This is a genomic window from Methylobacterium sp. UNCCL125, assembly GCF_900116795.1.
Taxonomy (GTDB): Bacteria; Pseudomonadota; Alphaproteobacteria; order Rhizobiales; family Beijerinckiaceae; genus Methylobacterium; species Methylobacterium fujisawaense.
Map to the genome: position 1 here is coordinate 48,770 of NZ_FPBW01000008.1, position 23,627 is coordinate 72,396.

General features: G+C 73.5%; 22 protein-coding genes. 10 read left to right on the forward strand and 12 right to left on the reverse strand.

What is annotated here, in order from left to right; genetic code table 11:
• Nucleotides 1–8: 8 nt before the first annotated feature.
• The 4 genes from BM396_RS09630 to BM396_RS09645 form a co-directional block, all read right to left on the reverse strand.
• Nucleotides 9–3,158: an efflux RND transporter permease subunit gene (locus BM396_RS09630; protein ID WP_043389381.1), complete on the reverse strand. Its 3,150-nt coding sequence runs from the start codon at nucleotides 3,156–3,158 to the stop codon at nucleotides 9–11.
• An 11-nt stretch (nucleotides 3,159–3,169) separates the two neighbouring features.
• Nucleotides 3,170–4,903 carry an efflux RND transporter periplasmic adaptor subunit gene (locus BM396_RS09635; RefSeq protein WP_043389379.1) on the reverse strand — a complete coding sequence of 578 codons (1,734 nt, stop codon included), beginning with the start codon at nucleotides 4,901–4,903 and terminating at the stop codon, nucleotides 3,170–3,172.
• A gap of 87 nt (nucleotides 4,904–4,990) precedes the next feature.
• Nucleotides 4,991–5,416 (reverse strand): hypothetical protein, encoded by a 426-nt coding sequence (locus BM396_RS09640; RefSeq protein WP_335633070.1) that lies wholly within the window; start codon nucleotides 5,414–5,416, stop codon nucleotides 4,991–4,993.
• A gap of 120 nt (nucleotides 5,417–5,536) precedes the next feature.
• Nucleotides 5,537–5,749 carry a heavy-metal-associated domain-containing protein gene (locus tag BM396_RS09645; RefSeq protein ID WP_043389375.1) on the reverse strand — a complete coding sequence of 71 codons (213 nt, stop codon included), beginning with the start codon at nucleotides 5,747–5,749 and terminating at the stop codon, nucleotides 5,537–5,539.
• A 420-nt stretch (nucleotides 5,750–6,169) separates the two neighbouring features.
• Here BM396_RS09645 and chrA point away from each other — a divergent pair, with 420 nt between their 5' ends.
• Nucleotides 6,170–7,411: a chromate efflux transporter gene (chrA, locus tag BM396_RS09650; protein WP_043389374.1), complete on the forward strand. Its 1,242-nt coding sequence runs from the start codon at nucleotides 6,170–6,172 to the stop codon at nucleotides 7,409–7,411.
• Between the two features lie 174 nt (nucleotides 7,412–7,585).
• Here chrA and BM396_RS09655 read toward each other — a convergent pair whose 3' ends face one another.
• Together BM396_RS09655 and BM396_RS09660 are read right to left on the reverse strand one after the other, a co-directional pair.
• Nucleotides 7,586–8,713 (reverse strand): nickel/cobalt efflux transporter, encoded by a 1,128-nt coding sequence (locus BM396_RS09655; RefSeq protein ID WP_043389373.1) that lies wholly within the window; start codon nucleotides 8,711–8,713, stop codon nucleotides 7,586–7,588.
• 10 nt (nucleotides 8,714–8,723) lie between these two features.
• The gene (locus tag BM396_RS09660; protein ID WP_043389372.1) at nucleotides 8,724–9,002 is read right to left on the reverse strand and encodes a metal/formaldehyde-sensitive transcriptional repressor; all 279 of its coding nucleotides are present in this window, start codon (nucleotides 9,000–9,002) and stop codon (nucleotides 8,724–8,726) included.
• 88 nt (nucleotides 9,003–9,090) lie between these two features.
• Here BM396_RS09660 and BM396_RS09665 point away from each other — a divergent pair, with 88 nt between their 5' ends.
• From BM396_RS09665 to BM396_RS09685, 5 genes are all read left to right on the forward strand, one after another.
• On the forward strand, nucleotides 9,091–9,294 hold the full coding sequence (locus BM396_RS09665; protein WP_043356636.1) for a DUF1289 domain-containing protein: 204 nt from the start codon (nucleotides 9,091–9,093) through the stop codon (nucleotides 9,292–9,294).
• A gap of 186 nt (nucleotides 9,295–9,480) precedes the next feature.
• Entirely contained in the window at nucleotides 9,481–9,807 is a 327-nt protein-coding gene (locus BM396_RS09670; RefSeq protein WP_043356634.1) for a YnfA family protein, read from the forward strand.
• A 417-nt stretch (nucleotides 9,808–10,224) separates the two neighbouring features.
• Entirely contained in the window at nucleotides 10,225–10,605 is a 381-nt protein-coding gene (locus BM396_RS09675) for a hypothetical protein (protein WP_043356631.1), read from the forward strand.
• Between the two features lie 125 nt (nucleotides 10,606–10,730).
• Nucleotides 10,731–12,074: an efflux RND transporter periplasmic adaptor subunit gene (locus tag BM396_RS09680; protein ID WP_043389371.1), complete on the forward strand. Its 1,344-nt coding sequence runs from the start codon at nucleotides 10,731–10,733 to the stop codon at nucleotides 12,072–12,074.
• A gap of 11 nt (nucleotides 12,075–12,085) precedes the next feature.
• Entirely contained in the window at nucleotides 12,086–15,334 is a 3,249-nt protein-coding gene (locus BM396_RS09685; RefSeq protein WP_043389368.1) for an efflux RND transporter permease subunit, read from the forward strand.
• A gap of 118 nt (nucleotides 15,335–15,452) precedes the next feature.
• Here BM396_RS09685 and BM396_RS09690 read toward each other — a convergent pair whose 3' ends face one another.
• Complete coding sequence (locus tag BM396_RS09690; RefSeq protein ID WP_043356624.1) at nucleotides 15,453–15,707, reverse strand: hypothetical protein; 255 nt, start codon at nucleotides 15,705–15,707, stop codon at nucleotides 15,453–15,455.
• A 934-nt stretch (nucleotides 15,708–16,641) separates the two neighbouring features.
• On the opposite strand from BM396_RS09690, the gene BM396_RS09695 reads away from it, so the two are divergent.
• From BM396_RS09695 to BM396_RS09710, 4 genes are read left to right on the forward strand one after another with little or no spacing between them, the layout of a single operon-like run.
• The gene (locus tag BM396_RS09695) at nucleotides 16,642–18,096 is read left to right on the forward strand and encodes an FAD-binding oxidoreductase (protein WP_043356621.1); all 1,455 of its coding nucleotides are present in this window, start codon (nucleotides 16,642–16,644) and stop codon (nucleotides 18,094–18,096) included.
• 18 nt (nucleotides 18,097–18,114) lie between these two features.
• Nucleotides 18,115–18,528: a DUF4383 domain-containing protein gene (locus tag BM396_RS09700; RefSeq protein WP_043389365.1), complete on the forward strand. Its 414-nt coding sequence runs from the start codon at nucleotides 18,115–18,117 to the stop codon at nucleotides 18,526–18,528.
• Entirely contained in the window at nucleotides 18,525–19,652 is a 1,128-nt protein-coding gene (locus BM396_RS09705; protein WP_043389466.1) for a hypothetical protein, read from the forward strand. The genes BM396_RS09700 and BM396_RS09705 overlap by 4 nt, the downstream gene beginning before the upstream one ends.
• Entirely contained in the window at nucleotides 19,636–19,935 is a 300-nt protein-coding gene (locus BM396_RS09710; protein ID WP_043389363.1) for a hypothetical protein, read from the forward strand. The genes BM396_RS09705 and BM396_RS09710 overlap by 17 nt, the downstream gene beginning before the upstream one ends.
• A 9-nt stretch (nucleotides 19,936–19,944) precedes the next feature.
• Here the strand turns inward: BM396_RS09710 and BM396_RS09715 are convergent, their stop codons facing one another.
• The 5 genes from BM396_RS09715 to BM396_RS09735 form a co-directional block, all read right to left on the reverse strand.
• A complete protein-coding gene (locus BM396_RS09715) occupies nucleotides 19,945–20,289 on the reverse strand; it encodes a hypothetical protein (protein WP_043389361.1) in 345 nt (114 codons plus the stop codon).
• Nucleotides 20,286–21,092 carry a hypothetical protein gene (locus BM396_RS09720; RefSeq protein WP_244538850.1) on the reverse strand — a complete coding sequence of 269 codons (807 nt, stop codon included), beginning with the start codon at nucleotides 21,090–21,092 and terminating at the stop codon, nucleotides 20,286–20,288. Before BM396_RS09720 ends, BM396_RS09715 begins: the two co-directional genes overlap by 4 nt.
• Before the next feature lie 143 nt (nucleotides 21,093–21,235).
• The gene (locus tag BM396_RS09725; protein ID WP_236961477.1) at nucleotides 21,236–22,126 is read right to left on the reverse strand and encodes a lysozyme inhibitor LprI family protein; all 891 of its coding nucleotides are present in this window, start codon (nucleotides 22,124–22,126) and stop codon (nucleotides 21,236–21,238) included.
• Between the two features lie 138 nt (nucleotides 22,127–22,264).
• Nucleotides 22,265–22,684 carry a hypothetical protein gene (locus BM396_RS09730; RefSeq protein WP_051976364.1) on the reverse strand — a complete coding sequence of 140 codons (420 nt, stop codon included), beginning with the start codon at nucleotides 22,682–22,684 and terminating at the stop codon, nucleotides 22,265–22,267.
• Nucleotides 22,685–22,805: 121 nt separating this feature from the next.
• The gene (locus BM396_RS09735) at nucleotides 22,806–23,606 is read right to left on the reverse strand and encodes a hypothetical protein (RefSeq protein WP_043389357.1); all 801 of its coding nucleotides are present in this window, start codon (nucleotides 23,604–23,606) and stop codon (nucleotides 22,806–22,808) included.
• Nucleotides 23,607–23,627 lie beyond the last annotated feature (21 nt).

Sequence of the window (23,627 nt, forward strand, 5' to 3'; positions counted from 1 at the left end):
CTCGGGGGTCAGTACGCCTCGGCCGGGCGCGGGGGCGTGCCCGACGGCGATGGGTGGGCCGGGGCTTCGGCGTGGAGGGCGCGCAGCCGTTCCAGCGACGTGCGGCCGAAGCGCAGGAACAGGACGGGGGTCAGGACGGTGTCGAGCAGCGTCGCGCTGACGAGGCCGCCGAAGATCGTCACCGCCACCGGGTGCAGGATTTCCTTGCCGGGGCTCGCCGCATCGTAGAGCAGCGGCACCAGCGCGACGCCCGCCGAGAGCGCCGTCATCAGCACGGGGGTCAGCCGCTCCAGGCTGCCGCGCACCGCGAGGTCGGGCCCGAACGGCACGCTCTCGTGCAGCGACAGGTTCAGGTAGTGGCTGATCTTCAGGATGCCGTTGCGCGCGACGATCCCGGTCAGCGTGATGAAGCCGATCATCGACGCCACCGAGAGCGGCTGGCCCACGAGCCAGAGGGCGGCCACCGAGCCGATGAGCGCCAGCGGGACGTTGCCCATGATGATCAGGGCGAGGGCGGCCGAGCGGTAGCGGCTGAACAGGATGGCGAAGACCAGGGCCAGGGACAGCGCGGAAAGCGCCGCGATGGTCCGGCTCGCCTCCTCCTGCGCCTGGAAGGTGCCCTCCAGGCTGGTGAAGAAGCCGGGCGGCAGCGGCTCCTTGGCCACGGCCTCGCGGATGGCCGCCACCACGGTCGCCATGTCGCTTGCGCCGTCGGTGTTGGCCTGGACGACGATGCGGCGGCGGGCGTTCTCGCGCAGGATCTGGTTCGGCCCGTCCGTCTCGCGGATGTCGGCCAGCTGCCGCGCCGGCACCCAGCCCGACGGTGTCTCCAGGAGGAGATCGCCCAGCCCCGCGGTCGTCCGCCGGTCCTCGGACAGGCGCAGCACCACGTCGAAGCGGCGCACGCCATCCACGATCGTCGAGACCACCCGCCCGTTCGACAGGCGGCTGATCTGCTCGACGATTGCGGCCGGCTGAACCCCGTAGAGGGCCGCCCGGGTATAGTCGACCCGCACCTCCAGCTGCGGGATGCGCACCTGCCGCTCGACCTGCAGGTCGGCGAGGCCCGGAATCGCCGCCAGCCGGTCGCGCAGGGCGTTGGCCACCCGGCGCAGGCCGTCGAGGTCGTCGCCGAACACCTTCAGGGCGATCTCGGCGCGGACGCCCGAGAGCATGTGGTCGAGCCGGTGCGTGATCGGCTGGCCGACATTCACCGCCACCGGCAGGGCGGCGAGGCGTCCGCGGATGTCGGCGACGAGCGCCTCCTTCGGACGCGCGGCGTCCGCGTCGAGGGCGACCTCGATCTCGGAGGCGTGGACCCCCTCGGCGTGCTCGTCGAGTTCGGCGCGGCCGGTCCTGCGGCCCACCGCCTTCACGCCCCGGATGTCGAGGAGCAGCCGCTCGGCGATGAGCCCGACCCGGTCGCTCTCGGCGAGGGAGATGCCCGGGCGGAACGTCATGTTGACCGTGAAGGAGCCCTCGTTGAACGGCGGCAGGAAGGCCCGGGGCAGGTTCCAGGCGGCCACGCTCGCGGCCACCACCGCCACGGCGACGGCGCCGACGAGCCGGCCCTGGTGCCGGAAGGCGGCCCCCAGCAGGGCGGCGTTGGCCCGCTTGAGCAGGGCCAGGAAGCGGCTGTCGTGTTGCTCCAGGTTCCTGAGCCCCGGCAGCAGCAGGGAGGCCAGCACCGGGGTCAGGGTGATGGAGGTGAGCAGGCTCGCCAGGATGGAGATGATGTAGGCCTGCCCCAGGGGGGCGAAGAGCCGGCCCTCGATGCCCGACAGCGCGAAGAGCGGGACGAAGACCAGGATGATGATCAGCGTCGCGTAGACGATGCCGGACCGGACCTCGTTCGAGGCCTCCACCACCACCTGGAACACGCTCTTCGGGTTGCCGGCCTTCCGGTTCTCGCCGAGCCGGCGAAAAATGTTCTCGACGTCGACCACCGCGTCGTCGACGAGTTCGCCGATGGCGATGGCGAGGCCGCCGAGCGTCATCGTGTTGATGGAGAGCCCGAACAGGTGGAACACCGCGGCGGTCGTCAGCACCGAGACCGGGATGGCGAGCAGCGAGATGGCCGTGGTCCGGACGTTCAGCAGGAAGGCGAACAGCACCACCGCCACCACCAGCACCGCCTCGACGAGGACGCCCTCGACGTTGCGGATCGAGGTCTCGATGAAGTCGGCCTGCCGGAACAGGATCCGGTCGGCCCGGATGCCGGCCGGCAGCGTCGGCGCCATCTCCTTCAGGGCGGTCTCGATCCTGCGGGTCAGCCGCACCGTATCGACGTCGGGCTGCTTCTCCACCGAGACGATGACCGCGGGCTTGGCCATGTACCCGGCGTCGCCGCGCTTCACCTTCGCGGCGAAGGAGACCTCGGCAACCTGGCGCAGGGATACGGGCGCGTCGTTGACCGTCGCGACCACGAGGTTGCGCAGGTCGTCGAGGCTCAGGGTGCGGCCGATGTTCCGGATCAGGTACTCGCGGGCGTTCTGGTCGGTGAAGCCTCCGCCGGCATTCGTGCCGAACTGCGCGAGCGCGGTCTCCAGCTGCGCGTTGGTCACCCCGAGCGCGCGCATGGCGGCCGGGTTCGGGCCGATCCGGAACTGGCGCACCTCACCGCCGATGGGGATGACCTGCGCGACGCCCGGAATGGTCAGCAGCCGCGGCCGCAGGGTGAAGTCCGCGACCTCGCGCACCTGCATCGGGCTCGCCGTCGCGCTCGTGACCGCCACCAGCAGGATCTGGCCCATGATGGAGGAGATGGGGGCCATCACCGGGGTCACGCCCCGGGGCAGCTGGTTCTGCACCAGCGCCAGACGCTCCGCGACCTGCTGGCGATTCCGGTAGATGTCGGTGCCCCAGTCGAACTCGACATAGGTGATAGACAGCCCCACGCCCGAGACCGAGCGCACCCGGGTGACGCCCGGGAGTCCGTTCATCCGGGTCTCGATGGGGTAGGTGACGAGCTGCTCGACCTCCTGGGGGGCGTACCCCTCCGCCTCCGTCATGAGGGTGACGGTCGGCTTGTTGAGGTCGGGGAAGACGTCGACCGGCAGCTTGGTGGCGGCGAAGGCGCCGTACAGCACCAGCGCCGCGGCGAGCGCGAGGACGAGCAGGCGGTTGCGGACCGACTGGCCGACGAGGACGGTGAACATCGCGGGCCTCCTCAGCGCACTTGGTCGAGGAGTTCGGCACCCTGGGTCACGACCCGCCGGCCGGGCCCCATCCCCTCGGCGACCAGCACGCGGTCGCCGTCGAGCGGCTCGACGCGCACCGGCCGCGCCTCGAACCGCTCGGCGCTGGTGTGCTCGTAGACGACGTCCTGCCCGTTGCCGGTCCGCACGACCGCCGCGCGCGGCAGGGCCAAGCCCGCCTGCTCGCGGTCCGTCCCGGCGAGCACGGTGACGAACTGCCCGACGCGCAGGCCCGACGCGTCGCCCTGGACCGCGAACTGGACCGGGATGGCCTGGTTGCGGTCGGCGAGCCCCGAGCCCTGGTAGGCGAGCGTCAGGAGCCGGCCGTCGGCGAGCCGCGCCGTGGCGTCCTGCGCCGCCGTGAGGGCATCGAAACTCAGCGCCTCGACCCAGAGGCGGTTCGGGTCGACGATCTGGAAGACCATCTGCCCGGGGCTCGCCATCTGCCCGGCGACCGCCGCGGCCTGCGCGACCACGCCATCCACCGGGGAAACCAGCGGCTCGGGCTCCCGGCGGATCCGGTCGAGGGCCGCGCGCCGGTCCTGCAGGCCCTTGAACTCGGCCAGGGCGTCGTCGAGCTGGGTCTGGGCCACCGCCCCCGTCAGGGCGAGACGCCTGTAGCGGTCGACCCGGCGCTCGACGATGGAGATCTGCTGGTCGAGGTCGCCCTGCGTCTGGCGCATGTCGGAGAGGTCGACGGCCTGGATCGGCGGGGTGACGGTGGCCAGCACCTCGCCCCGGCGCACCCGGGTGCCGAGGCGGGGAAACAGCCCCGAGGCCGGAGGCGAGAGGCGGCCGCCGACCGAGGATTGCACGACGCCGCTCGCATTCGGATCCGGGATGATGCGGCCGGGGAGTTCCACCGCGCGGTGGAACCGGCCCTGCTCGGTCATCGTCGTGCGCAGAACCAGCAACCGCTGGGTGGGCTTGGGCACGAAGACGGAGCCGTCGGGCAGGCGCTGGGCGAGATCGGAGGATCCGGACGGGCGCGGCTCGGTCAGGGCGGCACCCTGCACGGCCGGGCCGTGGTCCTCGTCGCCATGCGCGAAGGCGGCCGTGCCGAGGACGAGGGTGATGCCGATGGCGAGCAACGCCACCGCCGGGACGCTGCGGCGCCCGCGTGCGAGCCCGGTCACCAGCATGCCGAGCAGGAAGGCGACGACGACCGCGCCGACCAGGGTCGGATCCTTCTGCCCGAGGCGCGCGCGAACCCCCTGGGCGACCTCGGACACGCGCGACAGGGCGGCCCGCCCCGGTGACGGCTCGGCGGGCGCCGCGGCCGCGCGGCCGGAGGGGTCCGGCACGGCGACCGCGACGGTCAGGACGTCGACGTCCCCGCCCGCCGTGACGGTGGCGACGAATTCGTGCCGGCCGGGCGCCGACATCCACGGGGCCGTGAGCGCGTAGCCGCCCTCCGGCGTGGCGGTCGCGGTCTTCGGGCCGTCCGGCGTCTCGACATCGATGGTCGCGCCGGTCACCGGCTCGTTCGTCCGGAAGCGGTCGAGGAACAGCGTCAGGGTGCCGTCGCGCGGGACGGCGACCAGTTCGAAGGTCTCCGAGAGGGCCTCGCCGCGGGGGGCGATGGTCTTCGAGACGGGCGGCGGGGCCGCGCCGTGGTCATGGCCCTCATGGGCGAGCGCGGATCCCGCCAGAACGGCGGCAAGCGGCGCCATCGCGCCCAGGGCGGCGGCAAGACGGGTCGACATGGAAACGGTATTCCTCGCGGTGGGGATGCCGGGCGCGGCCGTTCGCGGGCGCAGCTCGGGCGTCGCGCGCCTCGGGCGCGCCTCATCTCAGGCGAGGGTTCGTGGGGGTTTGGGCAGGGTCTCGGGGGCGGTGCCGACGCGGCCGGAGACGTCCCCCGGGATCTGCGTGCCGGTCCGGAACAGGGACGGGACGAGGGCGTCGGACCCGGACAGGACGCCGGTCGCGCAGCAGGACATCGTCCCGCAGCAGCGGGTCTTGCAACCGGGCCGGCAACACGCGTCCCCGGTCGGCGCGATGTACGCCGCCTCGACGGCCGTGGTGACGACCTTGGACCACGTGGGCGCCGCGGCGCGAACCGTCGGCTTCGCCGCCGCCGCCGCCTTCGGCTGTGGCTGCGCCGCGGCCATGTGGCGGCCGTGGCCCCCATGGCCGCCATGACCCCCATGGCCCTCGTGGGCCTGGGCGGCGGACGGCGCGACGTAGGCGATGATCGCGAGGATCATCGCCGCCATCAGGCGCGCGATCTGCCGGTCGAAGCACATGGAATCAGGATTACACCGGTTCGGGTGGCGGGACCATGTCGGGCATGGGACGTCCATGCACAGCGCAGGTTGGGTTGGCGGCCCGAAGCATCAGGCCGCCGCGAGCATCGGCTCGGCCGGATAGCCGGCGGCGACGAGAACCCGGGCGATCCGCTCGGCCGGAGCCGAGGCGTTCGACACGGTGACGCGCTTCGCACCGAGGTCGACCTCGACATGGGCGCCGGGATCGATGGCTTGAACGGCGCGGGTCACGGATTCGGCGCAGCCACCGCAGCCCATCCTGTCGACCTTGAAGCGGACCATGACGTTCTCCTTCGGATGCCGTCCCGACGAGATGGGGCTTCCCACCGTTGGAAGGTCAAGCCCCCGGGATCGTCGGGCCTCGGCGTGCCGGCGGGCCTCGGCGTGCCGGCGGGCCTCGGCGTGACGGCGTAGACCGGTGGCCGGTCCCGGGCCGTTGTCGGCCGTTTTGCCGATGACCTTGCCGGGGGGCGATCCCCGGCGGGACCGGGGCGAGACAGGCCTGCGCGGGTGGCTTGTACCGGTCCCTCGATCCCGATACCGACATGCGACACCGCAGGATGGCGCCGCGATCCCGACGGATGCGACCGCAGGGCGCGGCGGGCTTCGCGGGGGCGCCGTCGGAGGCCGTCCGATGCGGGACGCCGCTCGCGAACGCATGGCCGGCCGTCCCCCCGCCGGCACGACGGAGCGAGGCCGCCCATGACCGAAGCCCCCGCGGCCGCCGAGGCGCGGCGTACCGATCCCGCCTCGGCGGGCGCGTCCGGCTCCGCCGGGGAGGTGTTCCGCGCCTTCTTCAAGCTCGGCCTGACCTCGTTCGGCGGCCCGGTCGCGCATCTCGGCTATTTCCGCGACGAGTTGGTCATACGGCGCCGGTGGCTGGACGAGCGTGGCTATGCCGACCTCGTGGCGCTGTGCCAGTTCCTGCCCGGGCCGGCGTCAAGCCAGGTCGGGTTCTCGCTCGGGGTTCTGCGCGGCGGGCTTCTCGGCGGGCTCGCGGCCTGGACGGCCTTCACCCTGCCCTCCGCCCTGCTGCTTCTGGCCTTCGCCTCCGGCGCCGGCGCCCTGTCCGGCCCGGTGGCCGAGGGCGCGATCCACGGGCTCAAGCTGGTCGCCGTCGCGGTGGTCGCGCAGGCGGTCTGGGGCATGGCCCGCGCGCTGGCGCCGGATCGGCCGCGCGCCGGCATCGCGGTGGCGGCGCTGTTCCTCACCGTGTTCGTCGCCGGGTCGGTCGGTCAGGTCGGGGCCATCGCGCTCGGTGCCCTCGCCGGCCTCGTGCTCTGCCGGCTGCCGCCGCAGGAGCAGGCCGGGCTTCTCGCCTTCCCGGTGTCCCGACGGGCCGGCGCAATCGGCCTGCTCGCCTTCGCGCTGCTCCTCGTCGTCCCTCACCTGCTGGCCGCCAGTCTGCAATCCCAGGCTCTGGCGCTGTTCGATGCCTTCTACCGCTCCGGGGCTCTGGTGTTCGGCGGCGGCCACGTGGTCCTTCCGCTGCTGCAGGCCGAGGTGGTCGCCCCGGGCTGGGTCGGCCCCGGCACCTTCCTCGCCGGATACGGGGCCGCCCAGGCCGTGCCCGGGCCGCTGTTCACCTTCGCGGCTTATCTCGGAGCCGTCGCCGGACCGGCACCCCACGGCGTGGTCGGTGCGGCCATCGCGCTGGTCGCGATCTTTCTGCCCGGTCTGCTGCTGGTCTACGGCATGCTGCCCTACTGGGACGCGCTCCGGACGCGACCGCTGGCCCAGGCGGCCATGCGCGGGACCAACGCGGCGGTGGTCGGAATCCTCGGCTCCGCGCTCTACGATCCCGTCTGGACCAGCGCGGTCGGGAACGCGCGCGACTACGCGGTGGCCGTGCTCGCCTTCGGGCTCCTGACCGTCGGCCGGACGCCGCCCTGGATGGTCGTCGCACTCACGGCCCTGGGCGGCGTCGCCCTGGCCCTGCTCTGACGGATCGCTGTCGAGGCCTCGGGCAGCCGTGCGCGATCCGGCCGCCTGCTGAGACCTTCCGGGGGAATCGCCTGCCATGCCCGAGCCCGTCCGTTTCCGGCCGTGCGATAGGCTGTCAGCCCTGGGCCGGAAGGTCGAGGCCGCCGCCGGCGTTTCAGACCCGGCAGTCGTCGCTCACCCGACCGATGTCCCGGACTGGGCCGCCTGCGCCGCGGCGGCGTGGCGGAGGCCGTCCCAGCCGAGCCAGCCGGTGTAGAGGCCGACCAGCACGATCAGCGCCGCCGAGGCGTACGGCGCCCGGCGTGCGAACGCGCCGAACCCGGACCAGCGGCCGGCCACGTGCCGCACGCTCAAGGCCGCGACGACGCCGGCCGAGACCATCGTGAGCGCCAGCCCGATGCTGAAGCAGGCGACCAGCGCGAAGCCGAGGCTCAACTGCTTGAGCTGGATGCACAGCAGCAGCACCGTGATGGCGGCTGGGCACGGGATGAGCCCGCCGGTCAGGCCGAACAGCACGATCTGCCCCGTGGTCACGGTGCGGCCCTGGAAGCGGCGGCGGATGTCCTCCGCATGCGCCCTGGCATGGGCGTCGTCCTCGTCGCCGAGGTTCATATGATCGTGGTCGTGGTCGTGGTCGTGCTCCGCGAAGGCGACCTCGTGCATCTCCGACCCGGCCGGGCCGTCGAGGCGGACACGCGCCGTGAACGCGTGGGGCTCGGGGATCTCGTCCCGGCTCTCCAGGAAGCCTTCGCGCGCGACGAATCCGAACGCCTGCCGGGCGCCATCCGGGCGCACCGTCTTGACCGTGACGGCCGCGGGGACCGGCAACGATCCGCCCTCGGCCCGCAGGCGCCAGCGCGGCGGCACGCCGTCCTCGAACACCTCCAGCGTCAGCGCACCGTCGCGCGTGACGATGGGCCGATGCGCGTCAGGGTGGTGATGGTCGTGCGCGTGATGCTGCTCGCGCCAGGTCCGCCACGCCATCCAGAACGCGACGCCGAGGATGAGGGCGGCCGAGGCGAGCTGGAAATACGGCTCGGCGGCCTCGCCGCCCCATTCCCGGCCGAGGTACTGGCCGCCCAGCGCGATGGTCCAGACCACCGCCGTGTGGGAGAGCGTCGCCGCCAGCCCGAGCAGGACCGCCTGCAGGACCGTGCCGCGCACGGCGATGATGAACGCCGCCATCATGGTCTTCGCGTGACCGGGCTCCAGGCCGTGGAGGGCGCCCAGCAGGATCGCGCTCGGCACGAACAGCCAGGCATGGGCGGTCCCCTGCTGCAGCAGGTCGGCGAACGGCGTCATGGGGCGGCCTTCATTTGAGGTAGGTCCGGACCACCTCGATCAGCTCGGCGGCGCCCCGGGCGCGCTCGGCGTCCGGTTCCGCGTCCGGGTTCACGACGTGGTGACGGATGTGGTCTTCCATCAGCTCGGCGGTCAGGCCGTTGATGGCCCCGCGCATCGAGGCGACCAGCATCAGGACGTCGGCGCAGCCGAGTTCGGCCTCCAGGGCCCGCTCGACGGCTTCCGCCTGTCCCTTGATCCGGCGCACCCGCGCCAGGAGCTTGGCCTTTTCCTTGACCGTGTGGGCCATCGCGGGCTTCCTCGTCGTAGTGACGTATAGGGGGGTACCCTATATGTGTCCAGCGGCGGACGGGCCGCCTGGCGTACGGAGCCCTAACATGAAGACGGACGACCCCTGCATCGGGGTTTGCCAGTGGGACGGGCGGACCGGCTGGTGCCTCGGATGCGGCCGCACGGTCCCGGAGATCCGCGCGTGGCGGAAGATGACGCCCTACCGGAAGACCGCTCTCGTTCGCGACCTGCCGCGGCGGATACGGCAGATCGCCGCCGCACAGGCCCAAGCCGGTCCCGACAGGACCTGACGTGGCGCGTGGACGGCAGCGTGCGCCCGGGCGCAGCTTGGCGCCGGCGGCGCCCGCACGGCTCGGCCGCCTCAAGCCGGGACGGTAGGAGGTCGAGACGGCGCCGGCCCGCCGCGTGGTCAGGACCGGCGCCTCCGGCCCGTGTCGCCGGTTTGCCGCACGCACGGCGCATGCGAACACGCGCCCATGCTCACCTATCCCGCTTTCGCCGCGGCCGCCTTGGCCGAGATCGCCGGTTGCTTCGCCTTCTGGGCGTGGCTGCGCCTCGACAGATCCCCGTGGTGGCTCGTCCCGGGGATGGCCTCGCTGGCGCTGTTCGCCTCCCTGCTGACCGTCGTGGAGAGCGGGGCGGCGGGACGCGCCTATGCGGCCTACGGCGGCATCTACGTCGTCGCGGCCATCCTGTGGCTCTGGGGCTTCGAAGGCCACCGGCCCGACCGCTGGGACATCGCCGGCGGCCTCGTATGCGTGCTCGGCAGCGCCCTCATCCTGTTCGGGCCGCGGGGCGCCTGAGCCTCCGCCGACCGCGCCGGACCGTCGTTCGGTCCGGGGCGGTCCGGGGCGGTCCGGCGCGGCCCGTTCCGTCGGCGAAGTCGTGGTTGGGGGGATGGGGGCCCCGTTCATCGAAGAACGACCTGTCCTCGTCGCGGCGCGGATGGTGATGCCGGCCGACGTCGATGTCGACGTGGTCGTGCGGCCGCCGGTCGCCGGAGCCGCCCGCGGAGGATTGGGCGGCTGCCGCCAGGGCGAAGAGGCGTCGTCTCCTGTCGGGTCTCTCCCGATGCCGGCCGAGCCAGGCTGTCGCGACGGCGTTGAGCCGCGACGGACGGTGACATTCCGCACTCCGTCGGCCGGACCGGCGACCTGACCGCCCGGCGTTTCGCCCCCGCGTCTTGTGGCCCGACGCCCGAATCGCCCATAAGGAGCACGATGAAGTCGGCGGGACGCCAGCGAGCCTTCGGGGCCTGGACGGGGTGGTGGGCGACCGTCGCCCGCGCGCTCGCGCTCGTCCTGGCGCTGGCCGTCGCTCTCCCGACCGCCGGCCTCGCCGAGGACCTGGCGTATCATCAGGGCCATCCGGGCCACGACCGGACGGAGCTGGTCATGGCGTCGGACCTGACGCCGGCCTCGGCCCGGGCGGCGGATCCCGGCATCGCCTGCCACGTCCATTGCGGCTGCCACGTGGCCATGCCGTCGGACGGCCTCGCCCCCGTTCCGCCCGCCCTGCCGTCCCGACCCTGCTACGCCCCGGTCGACGCGGCGCGCGCCTCGATCTCCCCCGACCGCCTGCCGCGTCCGCCGCGCGCCTGAGGTGACGCCGCGACGGCGCGCGTCCTGAACCCCGGGTCCGAGGCCCCGGGGCCGCTTCCTCACGTCATCGCAACGGGACCGGCCCGGAAGCCGCCACGGCACCGGCGCCCCGACGAGCAGGCATCATGCGCATTCTCCTGACCGCGGCCCTGGTGGCCGCCGGCGTCCTCGTGGGCGCCGCCGTTCCCGCCGTGTCCGGCTTCGTTCGCGGCCTCCTCGCCGCGGCCGGGTTGCCGCCGGCCCTCCACACCTTCGCCGCCGGGCCTGGCCCCGCATCGCCGGGCGAGCCCCGCCACGAAGCGGGCGGCGGCCACGACCACGACAAGGCCGCCGCCCCCAAGGCGGGCGCAGGCCACGCTCACGGAGCGCACGAGCCTTCCGAGGCCGAGGGCGCGGAGGGGCACGTCACGATGACCGCCGAGCAGATCGAGAACCAGGACATCAAGGTGGCCAAGGCGGAAGGCGGCCTGCTGTCGAGGCACATCCTCGTGCCCGGCACGATCACCCCGGACACGGACCGGATCGCCCGCGTCCCGGTCCGCGTCGTCGGCACGGTGTCCGAGATGCGCAAGCGCCTCGGCGACGACGTGCGGAAGGGGGACGTCGTCGCCGTCCTCGACAGCCGCGAGGTCGCCGACGCCAAGAGCGAGTACCTCACCGCCATGGTCCAGTCCGACCTCCAGAAGGTCAATTTCGAGCGCCAGCAGAGGCTGCTGGCATCCGCGGCGGCATCCCAGGCGGCGTTCGACAACGCCAAGGCCGTGTTCCAGGAGAACCAGCTCCGCGTCGACCTCGCCCGCCAGAAGCTCTCGGCGCTCGGCCTGAACGCCGCCGAGGTCGCCGCCGCGCAGAAACGCGACGAGGCGACGCCCAACGCCTCGACCCTGCGCCAGTACGAGCTGCGGGCGCCCATCTCCGGCCGCATCGTCGAGCGCAAGGTCGACGTGGGCACCGCCGTCGGCAAGGAGGGCGACCCGGCCGACGTCTACACCGTGGCCGACCTCTCCACCGTCTGGATCGAGCTCGCGGTGCCGACCTCGGACCTCGACGAGGTCCGGGAAGGCGCCCGGGTCACCGTGAACCGCGGCGGCCGCAGCGTGCAGGGGAAGGTGGTGTTCGTCAGCCCGCTGCTGAACGCCGACACCCGGTCCGCCCGGGTGGTGGTCTCGCTGCCCAACCAGGACATGGCCTGGCGTCCGGGGACCTACGTCACCGCCGAGGTCGAGACCGAGACGGATCGAGTGCCCGTCCGGGTGACCAAGGCCGCGCTCCAGACCGTCGAGGGCAAGCGCGTCGTCTTCGTGCGCACCGACGAGGGCTTCGAGAAGCGCGAGGTCGAGCTCGGGCGTGCGGACGACGACGCCTACGAGGTGGTCTCCGGCCTCAGGGCCGGCGAGGACATCGCGGTCGCCAATACCTTCCTCCTCAAGGCCGAGCTCGGGAAGAGCGAAGCCGGCCACGACCATTGAGGGGCCGAGACATGATCAGCCGCATCCTCGACGTCTCGGTCCGCCAGCGCTGGCTCGTGCTGCTGCTGTCGCTGCTCGCCGCCGGCTTCGGCGGCTACGCGGTGACGCAGCTGCCCATCGATGCGGTCCCGGACATCACCAACAACCAAGTGCAGATCAACACGACCGCGCCCTCGCTCGCGCCGGTCGATATCGAGAAGCAGGTCACCTACCCGGTCGAGACCGCCCTCGCCGGCATCAAGGGGCTCGAATACACCCGCTCGCTCTCGCGCAACGGCTTCTCGCAGGTCACCGCCGTCTTCGCCGAGACGCTCGACATCTACTTCGCCCGCCAGCAGGTGGCCGAGCGCCTCGCCCAGGTGAGGCGGGACCTGCCCCCCGGGGCAGAGCCCGCCATGGGCCCGATCTCCACGGGCCTCGGCGAGATCTACATGTGGTCGATCCACTACGCGAAGCCCGGCGAGCGAACGCTCTCGAAGGCGGGCGCGCCGGGCTGGCAGCCCGACGGAAGCTACCTGACCCCCGAGGGCCAGCGTCTCAGGACCGCGCTGGAGCAGACCGCGTACCTGCGCACGGTTCAGGACTGGATCATCCGGCCCCAGATCAAGACCGTGCCCGGCGTGGCCGGCGTCGACGGGATCGGCGGCTTCGAGAAGCAGTACCACGTCCAGCCCGACCCCGATAAGCTCGCCTCCCTCGACCTGTCCTTCTCGGACGTCGTCCGGGCGCTGGAGGCGAACAACGCCAACCAGGGCGCCCGCTACCTGGAGGATAACGGCGAGGGCTACGTCGTGCGCGCCGCCGGACGCCTCGAGGACATGGACGACATCGGCAACGTCGTGGTCGCGACCCGCGGCGGCGTGCCGGTCCGGATCCGGGACATCGCCGAGGTCCGCATCGGGCGCGACCTGCGCACCGGCTCGGGCAGCGAGGACGGCCAGGAGGTCGTCATCGGCACCGCCCTGATGCTGATCGGCGAGAACAGCCGCACGGTGGCCGCCGCGGTCGACGCCAAGATGGACCAGATCCGCAGGAGCCTGCCCCCCGGCGTCGCGGTCCAGACCGTCCTCGACCGGACCCGTCTCGTCGAGGCGACGGTGAGGACGGTGGTGAAGAACCTGTCCGAGGGCGCGGCCCTCGTCATCGTCATCCTGTTCCTGCTGCTCGGCAACATCCGGGCGGCCGTCATCACGGCGCTGGTCATCCCGGTGGCGATGCTGATGACCCTGACCGGGATGGTCGAGGCGAAGATCTCGGCGAACCTGATGTCGCTCGGCGCCCTCGACTTCGGCCTCATCGTCGACGGGGCGGTGATCATCACCGAGAACGCCCTGCGCCATCTCGCCGAGAAGCAACACGCCCTCGGGCGGGCCCTCGAGACCGAGGAGCGCCTTCAGACGGTGCGGGCGTCGGCCGAGGAGATGATCAAGCCGTCCCTCTACGGGCAAGCCATCATCATCCTGGTCTACGTGCCGCTCCTGACCTTCACCGGGGTCGAGGGCAAGATGTTCGCGCCGATGGCGCTGACCGTCATCATCGCGCTGGTCTCGGCCTTCATCCTGTCGCTGACCTTCGTGCCGGCGCTGATCGCCATCGTCATCACCGGCACAGTCACCGAGAAGGACAACCTCATCATCCGGGCGCTGAAGGCGGCCTACCGGCCGGTGCTCGGGGCTGCGGTGCGCGGTCCCCTCGCCTTTCTCGGGGCGGCCCTGTTGCTGCTGGTCGGGGCGGGCGTCCTGTTCACCCGGCTCGGGACCGAGTTCATCCCGCAACTCGACGAGAAGAGCATCGCGCTCAACGCCACCCGCATCCCCTCGACCTCGTTGACCCAGTCGCAGGCGATGCAGCTCAAGGTCGAGCAGGTGGTCTCCAAGTTCCCGCAGGTCGCCTACGTGTTCTCGAAGACCGGCACGGCGGAGGTCGCCTCCGACCCGATGCCGCCGAACTCCTCCGACACCTTCGTCATGCTCAGACCGCAGGAGGCGTGGCCGGACCCGAGCCTGTCGAAGGCCGACCTGCAGGCGCAGATCGAGACGGCGGTGGGGGCGCTCGCCGGCAACGTCTACGAGTTCTCGCAGCCGATCCAGCTCCGCTTCAACGAGCTGCTCGCCGGCACCCGGGGCGACCTCGCCGTGAAGGTGTTCGGCGAGGAGTTCGAGCCGATGCTGAAGACCGCCAACCAGATCGCGGCGGTCCTGAAGGGCATCGACGGCGCCGAGGACGTGAAGGTCGAGCAGACGGCGGGCCTGCCGTTCCTGGAGATCAAGATCAACAAGGCTGAGGCCGCCCGCTACGGCCTCAGCACGGGCGCCATCCAGGAGGTCATCGGCGCGGCCATCGGCGGCAAGGATGCCGGCGTCGTCTTCGAGGGCGACCGGCGCTTCCCCATCGTGGTGCGCCTCACCGACACGGTGCGCGAGGACCGCGAGGCCCTGGAAAATATCCCGGTGCCCCTGCCGCCCGGCCCGAACGGCCGTGCGCGTTCGGTCCTGCTCAAGCAGGTGGCGGGCTTCTCGGTCACGGAGGGGCCGAACCAGATCAGCCGCGAGAACGGCAAGCGCCGGGTGGTCGTCACCGCCAACGTGCGCGGGCGCGACATCGGCTCCCTCGTGGCGGAGGCGCAGGCCGAGGTCGGGCGGCAAGTGCCGTTGCCGCCGGGCTCCTTCGTGACCTGGGGCGGCCAGTTCGAGAACCTCGCCTCGGCCAAGCAGCGGCTGATGGTGGTGGTGCCGGCGTGCTTCTTCCTGATCTTCCTGCTGCTCTACTCGGCCCTGGGCTCGCCGCGGGACGCGCTGCTGGTGTTCAGCGCGGTGCCGCTGGCGCTGACCGGCGGCATCGTGGCCCTGTGGCTGCGCGGCATGCCGGTCTCGGTGCCGGCGGCGGTCGGCTTCATCGCGCTGTCGGGCGTGGCGGTCCTGAACGGGCTCGTGATGCTGACCTTCATCAAGCAGCTCGTGGCGGAGGGGCGCCCGAAGCGGGAGGCCATCCTGGAGGGCGCGATGATCCGGCTGCGGCCGGTGGCGATGACGGCGCTGGTCGCTTCGCTCGGCTTCGTGCCGATGGCCATCGCCACCGAGACCGGGGCCGAGATCCAGCGGCCGCTCGCCACCGTGGTCATCGGCGGCCTGATCAGCGCGACCCTGCTGACGCTGGTGGTGCTGCCGGCCCTCTACGCCCGCTTCGGCAGGGTCCGGCCCGCGACGGCCACGTCCCGGGCGCACCAGCCGGAGCCGGTCCACCGCGAGGCCGCAGAGTAGAGGCGTGCGGTCAGTCCTCCCGCTGGGGCGGCCTGGCCCGGCTCATGTCGCGCCGGTCGCAGGGCCGGGCCGCACGCCGGATCCCGGGGAACGGGGCCCCTCGGGGGCCCCGACCAGCTCACATGCGGTGATGGCGGTGCATATGCCGCGTCATGTGCCCGCGATGATGGTGATGGCGCATCATGTGCCCGTGGCGGTGATGGCGCATCATCCGGTGGTGATGGTGGCCGTGCATCCGGTCCATGCGGACGGAGACCACGTCCGACGGGGCGCTCACGGCGCCGGGCAGGCCGGGCGCGGCCGAGGCCGAGGTCGCGGCGCCGGCCGCGCCGAAGGCGGCCAGGACGGCGACGACCAGCAGGGACTTCCTCATAGGCGTTCCTCTCAGGGTGTCGGCGCGCCGGTCATCGCCGGCGGCTCGGTGCCGGCCAAGGACTGGTCGGCAGGGAGGCAACAGCCAAGCTCACGACACCGTTCCGCACGGCGCGCGCGCCGCCTCGGGCATGCTTAAGAGGCCGAAGGGCTCACGGACGACGCGCCACCGCGCTCGGCAGCGACCCGCGAGACCCGCGCGCAAGCGAGCGCCCGAGTGGCGTCGCGTCGGATCCGCCTCCGGCAACGGATCTGCAGGCGCCGCTGGTCCCGCCGCGGCCGATATCCGCTCCAGCGCAGGGGATGAAGGCCGGCGAGTGGCCACGAGGCGGAAGGTCAGTGTCAAGCCGCGATGGACAATCGCGTGCCTTGAGACGGCTTCGGCCGCCGGGCGGCACGAAGAATCTCGGAAGTCCCGCGGGGGCGACGGCCGGTTGTCTCCGCGCACGCAGAACACTCCGATCCCGGAGCCGGACATGCGCCGGATCCGGCCAGAATCACGCTCTCGGGACAGGCGGGCGTCACAGGGCCGATCGGGTGTCGCCACGGGCCCTGGCCGGACGGACGGGCGGCCGACCGACGATGCGGCACCCGTCTTACTCCGCGCGCCCCGCAGGGCTTCGTCCTCCCGTTGGACGGGGCGGACCTCATAAGGCGGCAGGCTCGCCGTCACGGGCGCCTGTGGGCAGGCCCGCGGGCAGCAGGTCACGCAAGACGGCATCCTGGCGGGCCTTGAGCAGGCGCAGGACCCGCGCGGCCGGCCGCTGGAATGGGCGAACGAGCCGCCGCGTGCGAAGAGGGCCGGCCGGTTTGTCCGGCCGTATCGCGCTCCGTGCGCGATCTCACGCCGGCGGGCCCGGACCCGTCGCAGGGTAGGCCGGCGGGGCGAGCCGGTCGCCCCGCCGGAGCGAATCGAGGGCTGGGTGGGGGCGGTCATGGCGGGGATACGACCGAGCAGGCGCAGGATCCTCGCGGGCGGCGGCGCCCTGGCGGCCGCCGCGCTGCTGCCGCGGGCGGCCCGGGCCGCGCCGCGGATCATCCTGAACGATGCGAGCGGCCTCAACCCGACCCCGGTGGCCCGCCACGCCGTGCTCCCGACAGGGTCGACCGAGGCCCTGATCGAGGCCGTGCGCGCCGAGATCCGGGACGCCGCCGCCGCCGGGCGGCCGGTGGCGGTCGGCGTCGCCCGCCATTCCATGGGCGGCCAGAGCCTCGCCCGCGACGGGACGGCCGTGACCCTGGAGGGCGGCCCGATCGAGCCCGACACCGCCGCCGGCCTCTACCGGGTCGGGGCCGGCGCGCGCTGGTCGCAGGTCATCCGGCAGCTCGACCGGATCGGGTTCTCGCCCGCGGTGATGCAGTCGAACAGCGATTTCGGGGTCGGCTCGACCTTCAGCGTCAACGCCCATGGCTGGCCGGCCCCGCGCGGGCCCTTCGGCTCCACCGTCCGCGCCCTCCGCCTCGTCCTGGCCGATGGCAGCCTCGTCACCTGCTCCCGCACCGAGAACGCCGAGCTGTTCGGGCTGGCGATGGGCGGCTACGGCCTGTTCGGGATCGTGGTCGACCTCGTGGTCGAGATGGTGCCGAACCGCCTCCTGACGCCGACCTTCGCGGTGATGCCGGCCGCGGAGTTCGCGCCGGCCTTCGTGGCGGCGGTGGAGCGCGACCCGCGGCTGCGGATGGCCTACGGCCGCCTCTCGGTGGCGCAGGCCGGGTTCTTCGAGGAGGCGATCCTCGTCACCTACGCGGAGGCGGAGCACCCGCCGCAGGTCCTGCCCGCCGCGGCCGCGCAGGGGGCGTTCTCGGCGGTCTCGCGGGAGATCTACCGCGCCCAGGTCGGCAGCGAGTTCGGCAAGCGCGCCCGCTGGATCGCCGAGACCCGGCTCAACCCGACGCTCGACCCCGGCCTCGCCACCCGCAACAGCCTGATGAACGAGCCGGTGGCGAACCTCGCCTCGCGCGACCGCAACCGCACCGACATCCTGCACGAGTATTTCGTCCCGCCCGAGCGGTTCGACGCGTTCCGCGCCGCCTGCCGGGAGATCATCCCGGGCTCGGGCTGCGACTGCCTCAACGTGACCCTGCGCTACGTGGCGGCGGACCCGGACTCGACGCTGGCCTACGCGCCTTCTCCCCGCATCGGTGCCGTGATGTCGTTCTCGCAGGGGCTCACCCCCGGCGACGAGGCCGCGATGATGCGCATGACCGAGGCCCTGATCGAGCGCGTCGTGGCGCTCGGCGGGGCCTATTACCTGCCCTACCGCCTGCATGCCCGGCGCGACCAGATGGCCCGGGCCTATCCCAGGCTCGACGCCTTCGTGGCGGCCAAGCGCCGGTACGATCCCGGGCTGCTGTTCCGGAACGCCCTCTGGTCGACCTCCATGGCCTGACCGCGCAAGGATCCGCTCATGAGACCCACACCCCCACAGGCGGCCGCCCTCGTTTTCGCGGCCATCCTGCTGTTCGCCGCCGCCACCGACTACGTCCCGGCCTTCCGGGACGCGGAGGGCCGCGTCTTCGGCCTGTTCCGGCTCGACGTCTACAAGGACGCGCTCCACCTCGCCTCCGGCCTGTGGGCGCTCGCCGCCGCCCTTTGGTCGCGGCACGCCGCCGTGACCTTCCTGCGGGCCTTCGGGGCGATCTACCTCCTCGACGGCGTGGTCGGGGTGATCACCGGATCGAGCTTCCTCGACCTGTCGCTGTTCCTGAAGGGCTTCCAGGACAGCCCGCTCCTCTCGAACGGCCCGCACCTGAGCCTCGGGCTCGCCGGCGTGGTGCTCGGCTGGTGGCCGTGGCGCGCCGCCGCGGCGGGCGCGGCGTGAGCCCCCGTCCCGCCCGTCGCCGCCGGCGGGCCGCCCGCTGGGCGGCCGCCGGCCTGGCCCTCCTCGCGCTCGTCTGCGCCCTGCCGGTCGCGGCGATCGAGGGGGGCTGCGCGGTCGCGCCCGATCCCACCCTGCAGGAGCGTGCGGGGGGCAGCTCGCGCTTCGGGATCGCCGCCGACGGCTACAAGCGCGCGGCCGGCGACAGCTACCTGACCTTCCCCGAATGGGACATCGTCCACGCCTACGCGGACCTCGCCGGGGTGACGCGATCCGCCTCGGAATCGGCCTTCGACTACTGGGCGGCGACCACCGGCTTCTGGACGAGCCTGTGCGGGGCGACCCGGGCGGCCGGGCGCACAGGCGACGTCACCGCGGGCCAGAAGGTCACCAACTACGTCATCGGCCTCAGCTTCACGGCCGAGATGCTGATCCAGGGCGCCTACGAGCGCACCGTCGGGGCGCTGACCGCGTGGTGGCGGGGGCCCGAGCCCACGGAGGAGGACCGGTTCAACGCCCGGCTGCTCGCGGATTACGCCGTGTTCCTGCGCCAGACCCCCTGGTACCGCTACCCGTTCGACGCGGAGCTGTCCCGGCTCTGGCGCGATGTCCCGTTCACGCCGTCCCTGCGGGCGGTCGAGCGGCGCGGCGCGCTCTCGCTGCAATACGGGGTGAAATGGGCCTACGCCCAGGGGATCGCGTGGCTCGCCGGGATGGACCCGGCCGGCCTGACGATCCGCAGCGTCGTGGCGGGGCTCGACGCCGCCGACGCGGCCGCCGACCCGCGCATCACCCGCCTCGGCCCCGTCCCGGCCGGCGATGGCGGACCGGCCGCCCTGATCGAGACGCCGCGCTACCGGGCCTTCACGGAGATCCTGCGGGGCCTGGGGGCGCGCGGCCGGACCGTGCTGGAGATCGCCGGCAACGACCGGATCCTCACCACCGTCCTCCTGCCGCCGGGCCGGACGGTCGCCCTCGCCGGGGCCGAGCCGCTGTTCGCGATGCCGATCCAGTCCGAGCCGGGCTGGCAGCGCGTCGGCTACGACACCGCGGTGGAGCAGCTCGTCGAACAGATCCGCGCCGTCGAGGCCGCGGGGGGCCGGTTCGAGCATGCCTACGATTACTGATCGGCGCCCCCGGCGCGGCCTGCCGGTCGCCCCGGCGGCGGCGGCGCTCGCCGGGTGGCTCGGCGTGACCGCGCTGACCGCCCTCGCGGTCCAGCCGGAGACCGTGGTGGCGCTCGGGAACCCCGCCGCCCTGGCGGCCGCCGACGACGGGGCCCTGGTCTCGGCCGGCCGCGCGTATCTGGTGATCCGGCCCGCCGCGCCGGGCGCGGTCCGGCGCCTCTACGCGGGGGGCGCCTGGCTGGTCCTGCCGGCCCCCGGGACCGGCTGCCTCGGCGCGCGCTGAGGGCGGTGCTCAGTAGGGATCGGACCGCTCGAGGATCTCCTGCCCCATCAGCACGCAGCTCCCGGGCATCGGCGCGTAGATCAGCCGGATCCGATAATCGCCCTTGTCGATGCTGCCCTCCGCCTCGATCACCTGGAAGCGCCGCGTCCCGACCAGGGACGCGACGGTGCCGACGGACCGAACGGAAGCGGGATCGACCGTGGCCCGCGCGTCGCCGTCGCTGTGGAAGCGCAGCAGCTTGAGGGCCTGCCGCTCGGCCTCGGCCGCGCAGGGCGGCGCGGGCGCCGCGACCGCGGCGGTCGCGGCCGGCCCCGTCGCCGCGATCAGCGCCAGCGCCCGCAGGATCCGTCTCATCGGCACGTGACTCCGTATTCGTGGACCTCGGGCAGGTCCCCGTCGCCCGTCGTGGTCACCGAGAGCGCGCCAGCGGCCCCCGCATACCGGAAGCTGCAATAGGCGAGGCCCGTCCCGGAACAGCCGTCGACCTCGATCACGCCGCGCCGGGCGAGGTCCCGCTCCCGCGCATCGTCGCTCGGCGGACCCTTCACCGGCGTCCAGCCCGCGGCGATCAGCGCCGCCCGGGCCGTGTCGATCGGCTGGCCGCGGATGGCGGGGACCGCTCCGCGGCCGCCGCAGACGGATTCGACCGCAGGAAGCGGCTCCAGGGACAGGGTCCCGTCCGGTCGCAGGGTCAGGTCGCCCACCGGAGAGGGCGGCAGGTCGCCGTCCCAAAGGCGCACGCCGCCGGCGCGCGCCGCGATCCGGCCGACCGCGCCGGTCCGGCCGGCGCCGTACACGAGGGCGACGAGGCGCGTCCCGTCGAAGAGGCCGACATTGCCGTCCGCGATGAAGCAGGTGCCGCTCGTCCCCTGCTGCAGGTCGCTGGCGAAGCTGACGGCCCGGTAGCGGCCCAGCGCCGCTTCGCCGGTGACGAACCAGTCCCGGGCGGCCACGGCCTGCGCCGCCTCCGATTGTGCCGGGACGACCTCGCCCGGGCAGCCGGCCTGGCGCCCCGCCCCGCCCGGGGCCCGCGGCAGCGCGGCGAGGGGCACGAAGCGCAGGTTCTTTACGGCGGAGGCGACCCGCGGCGCCGGCGGCCCGTCCTGCGCCCCGGCCGGCTCGGCGAGGGGCAGGCCGAGCATCAGGCCGAGGGCCAAGGCGGGTGCCCGGCCGGCTCGGCCGATGCGCGGGCGCCGAGGAGCTTCCCCGGCTGCGCCACGGCCTGCGCGCAGCCGAAGGCCGGCGTCACCCGGATGGCGGCTGCGGGCCGGGTCCGGCAAGGGGGCGTCCGGTCTCATCGTCACTTCCCGTTCGGGTCGCCCGCGCGCGCCGGCGGGCGCGACCCCGGTTCCGTCCCGGCCGCCGGAACCGGGTCGGGCGGCGGATAGGCGGGGTCTGTCAGGCAGGTCGAGAGCCAGGTCTCGGCCTCGGCGTCCGAGGCCAGCTCGACATCGAGGACGGCCCGAGGGCCCGCGGGCGCCGTCGTCGCGCTGGCAGTCGCGGCCGCCGGGGCGGCAGGCCGCGTCCAGCGGCCGGCGGGGTTTTCGGGACCCGGGCATTCCGCGTCGTCGCCCCCGCCGATCGTGCAGGTCGCGACCGTTCGCACGGCGCCGTCGACGACCCGCCCGACCGTGCGCGTCTCGGTGGTGTGCCCGCTCGCCCAGTCGTCGGACAGCGTGCAGACCCGGTCGCCGTTCTGGAAGCGCCGGCTGCCGAAGCAGCCGTAGACCCGATCCTGCCCGACGGGCAGGAAATAGCAGGCCGTGTCGAACCCCGCGAAGGGGCCGCCGGTGAACCGTGCCGCGAAGGCCCGCTGGCGCAGCGCCGCCGCGATCCAGTGCGGCCGGGCCGGATCGCTCTTCGCGCGGCCGGACAGGTCCTCGGTCCGGGCCCGGATCGCCCCCAGCACGATGGTGCGCGCGTCGGCCGCGTCCAGGTCGCCGAGCCACGTGTCCCGGGCCGCCACCCAGCGCTTCTGGCTGGCGATCAGCATCGCCCGGATCTCGGCGTCGTCCGTGCCGTGCAGGAGGCCGGCATAGGCCGAACCCAGGGCGGCATCGGCTTTCCGGAGCGCCGCGTCGGCGCAGATCATGCGCTCGAGCGGGCTGGCCGCCCTACGGCAGTCGATCGCCCGGGCCGCAGACGGCGCCAGGAGGGATGCGGCGACGGCCGCCACCAGGAGCCGCGTCACGGCCGGCCTCGCACTGAACGGCGCATCTGAACCTCGCATCCGGACCGCGCGCCCGGGCAGCGCCGCGGAGCCACGCCGCTCCCCCGTGACAGGCCGCGGGGTGCGGGCGGACGCCCGCAGCCGCGCGCCATCCGGGCCCTACTGCACCGCGGCATCGACGACGCGGCACAGGTTCTGGTCGACGTCCTGACCGATCTGACCGGCCTGCACCATGAAGAGGGCGTCGACCCGGCTGCCCGTCCCGGCCTTGCGCACCACGACCCGCAGCGTCTGCGGTCGCCCCGAGCCGGACGTCTCCTGCTGGGCCGTCAGGGTCCCGAGCTGCTTCTCGACGTGCACGCCCACGAAGCCTTCGGCCAGGACCGCCCGCGTCACCCGGTCGAACGCGGCCTTGGGGCTGACCGAGGGGAAGATCATCCACGTCTTGTAGGTGATGGCCTGAAGCATCGGCGTCCCCTCGCTCCGGTAATGGTCGCGGCATGTCTCCGCCGCGGCCGCCGGGAGCGCCAGTGTGGACAGGATTGCCGCGTGGACGAACGCGGTTTGCATCGATCCCATGGGGCGCCTCTCACTTCGTTCTGGCGTGGACTTGGCGGACCTGCGCGGCCGGGTCCCGGTCGGGCGTCGATCCGTACGGGTGCGGGAGGCCGGTCCGCGCCGGCCGGCCCCCCGCAGGGTCTCAGAGCTGCGGCGCGGCCGGTGGCCGGGGGCGCGGCGGCGGCGCCATCTCGCGCGGTGCCGGGGGCTCGGTCCGCGGCGGCGCGCCGGACGCGGCCGCCTCCGCCTTCGGAGGCTCAGCGACCGGCGCCGGCCGCGGGGCCGCGACCGAGCCGCGGACCGTGTCGCGCAGGAAGTCGCCGGTGCTGGTGCCGGCCTCCCGGGACGCCGGAGCCGGCGCCGCCCGGGCCGCCGGTGCGGCCTGGCCGCTGCCGCCGTCGCGCGGCACCGGCACCTGCGACACCGCCGGGGCCCGGCGGGGCTCGCCCGGCGGCACGGTGATCCGGAACGTGTACGGCACCGTGGACCCGTCCCCGAAGGTGACGGCGACCGACAGGGTGTCGAGGCCGGAGAAGTCGGTGCGTGCCGTGTAGTAGAGCGACATCGCATCCTTCTTGGCGTCCTCGCAGCCGTCCGGCTGTCGGATCTGCGCCCCGGTCTCGTCGACCTTGCCGCTGAGGATCCGGAATTCCCGCCGCTGCTCGATGCGCCCGCCGCGCGGCGGCCTGACGAGTTCGATCGTGGCCGCGCGCGAGCGGCACCCCTGCGTGGCGAAGTAGTAGGTGAAGCCCTGGAGGAAGATCCGCTGGCCGGGGCGCGCGGTCTTGTTCTCCACCTCCGCCCGGGCCGGCAGGGCGAGGCAGAGCGGCAGGCAGAGCGCTGAGCCGAGTGCCGACCCGAGGGCCAGGACGCCGGCGCCGGTGCGCCGTCGCGGTCGGGTCGGTGCTGCGGATCGGGGAGCGTTCGGAAGGTGCTGATGCACGGGCCTCGTCCTCGGCTTGGC

What these genes read in the sequence shown, in the direction of transcription:
- BM396_RS09690 (WP_043356624.1), bottom strand. Translation starts at nt 15,707, where the DNA reads ATGAGGAAGTCCCTGCTGGTCGTCGCCGTCCTGGCCGCCTTCGGCGCG.
- BM396_RS09655 (WP_043389373.1), bottom strand. Translation starts at nt 8,713, where the DNA reads ATGACGCCGTTCGCCGACCTGCTGCAGCAGGGGACCGCCCATGCCTGG.
- BM396_RS09675 (WP_043356631.1), top strand. Translation starts at nt 10,225, where the DNA reads ATGAAGTCGGCGGGACGCCAGCGAGCCTTCGGGGCCTGGACGGGGTGG.
- BM396_RS09645 (WP_043389375.1), bottom strand. Translation starts at nt 5,749, where the DNA reads ATGGTCCGCTTCAAGGTCGACAGGATGGGCTGCGGTGGCTGCGCCGAA.
- BM396_RS09710 (WP_043389363.1), top strand. Translation starts at nt 19,636, where the DNA reads ATGCCTACGATTACTGATCGGCGCCCCCGGCGCGGCCTGCCGGTCGCC.
- BM396_RS09695 (WP_043356621.1), top strand. Translation starts at nt 16,642, where the DNA reads ATGGCGGGGATACGACCGAGCAGGCGCAGGATCCTCGCGGGCGGCGGC.
- BM396_RS09660 (WP_043389372.1), bottom strand. Translation starts at nt 9,002, where the DNA reads ATGGCCCACACGGTCAAGGAAAAGGCCAAGCTCCTGGCGCGGGTGCGC.
- BM396_RS09630 (WP_043389381.1), bottom strand. Translation starts at nt 3,158, where the DNA reads ATGTTCACCGTCCTCGTCGGCCAGTCGGTCCGCAACCGCCTGCTCGTC.
- BM396_RS09685 (WP_043389368.1), top strand. Translation starts at nt 12,086, where the DNA reads ATGATCAGCCGCATCCTCGACGTCTCGGTCCGCCAGCGCTGGCTCGTG.
- BM396_RS09680 (WP_043389371.1), top strand. Translation starts at nt 10,731, where the DNA reads ATGCGCATTCTCCTGACCGCGGCCCTGGTGGCCGCCGGCGTCCTCGTG.
- BM396_RS09700 (WP_043389365.1), top strand. Translation starts at nt 18,115, where the DNA reads ATGAGACCCACACCCCCACAGGCGGCCGCCCTCGTTTTCGCGGCCATC.
- BM396_RS09640 (WP_335633070.1), bottom strand. Translation starts at nt 5,416, where the DNA reads ATGGCGGCGATGATCCTCGCGATCATCGCCTACGTCGCGCCGTCCGCC.
- BM396_RS09635 (WP_043389379.1), bottom strand. Translation starts at nt 4,903, where the DNA reads ATGTCGACCCGTCTTGCCGCCGCCCTGGGCGCGATGGCGCCGCTTGCC.
- BM396_RS09715 (WP_043389361.1), bottom strand. Translation starts at nt 20,289, where the DNA reads ATGAGACGGATCCTGCGGGCGCTGGCGCTGATCGCGGCGACGGGGCCG.
- BM396_RS09665 (WP_043356636.1), top strand. Translation starts at nt 9,091, where the DNA reads ATGAAGACGGACGACCCCTGCATCGGGGTTTGCCAGTGGGACGGGCGG.
- BM396_RS09670 (WP_043356634.1), top strand. Translation starts at nt 9,481, where the DNA reads ATGCTCACCTATCCCGCTTTCGCCGCGGCCGCCTTGGCCGAGATCGCC.
- chrA (WP_043389374.1), top strand. Translation starts at nt 6,170, where the DNA reads ATGACCGAAGCCCCCGCGGCCGCCGAGGCGCGGCGTACCGATCCCGCC.
- BM396_RS09730 (WP_051976364.1), bottom strand. Translation starts at nt 22,684, where the DNA reads ATGGGATCGATGCAAACCGCGTTCGTCCACGCGGCAATCCTGTCCACA.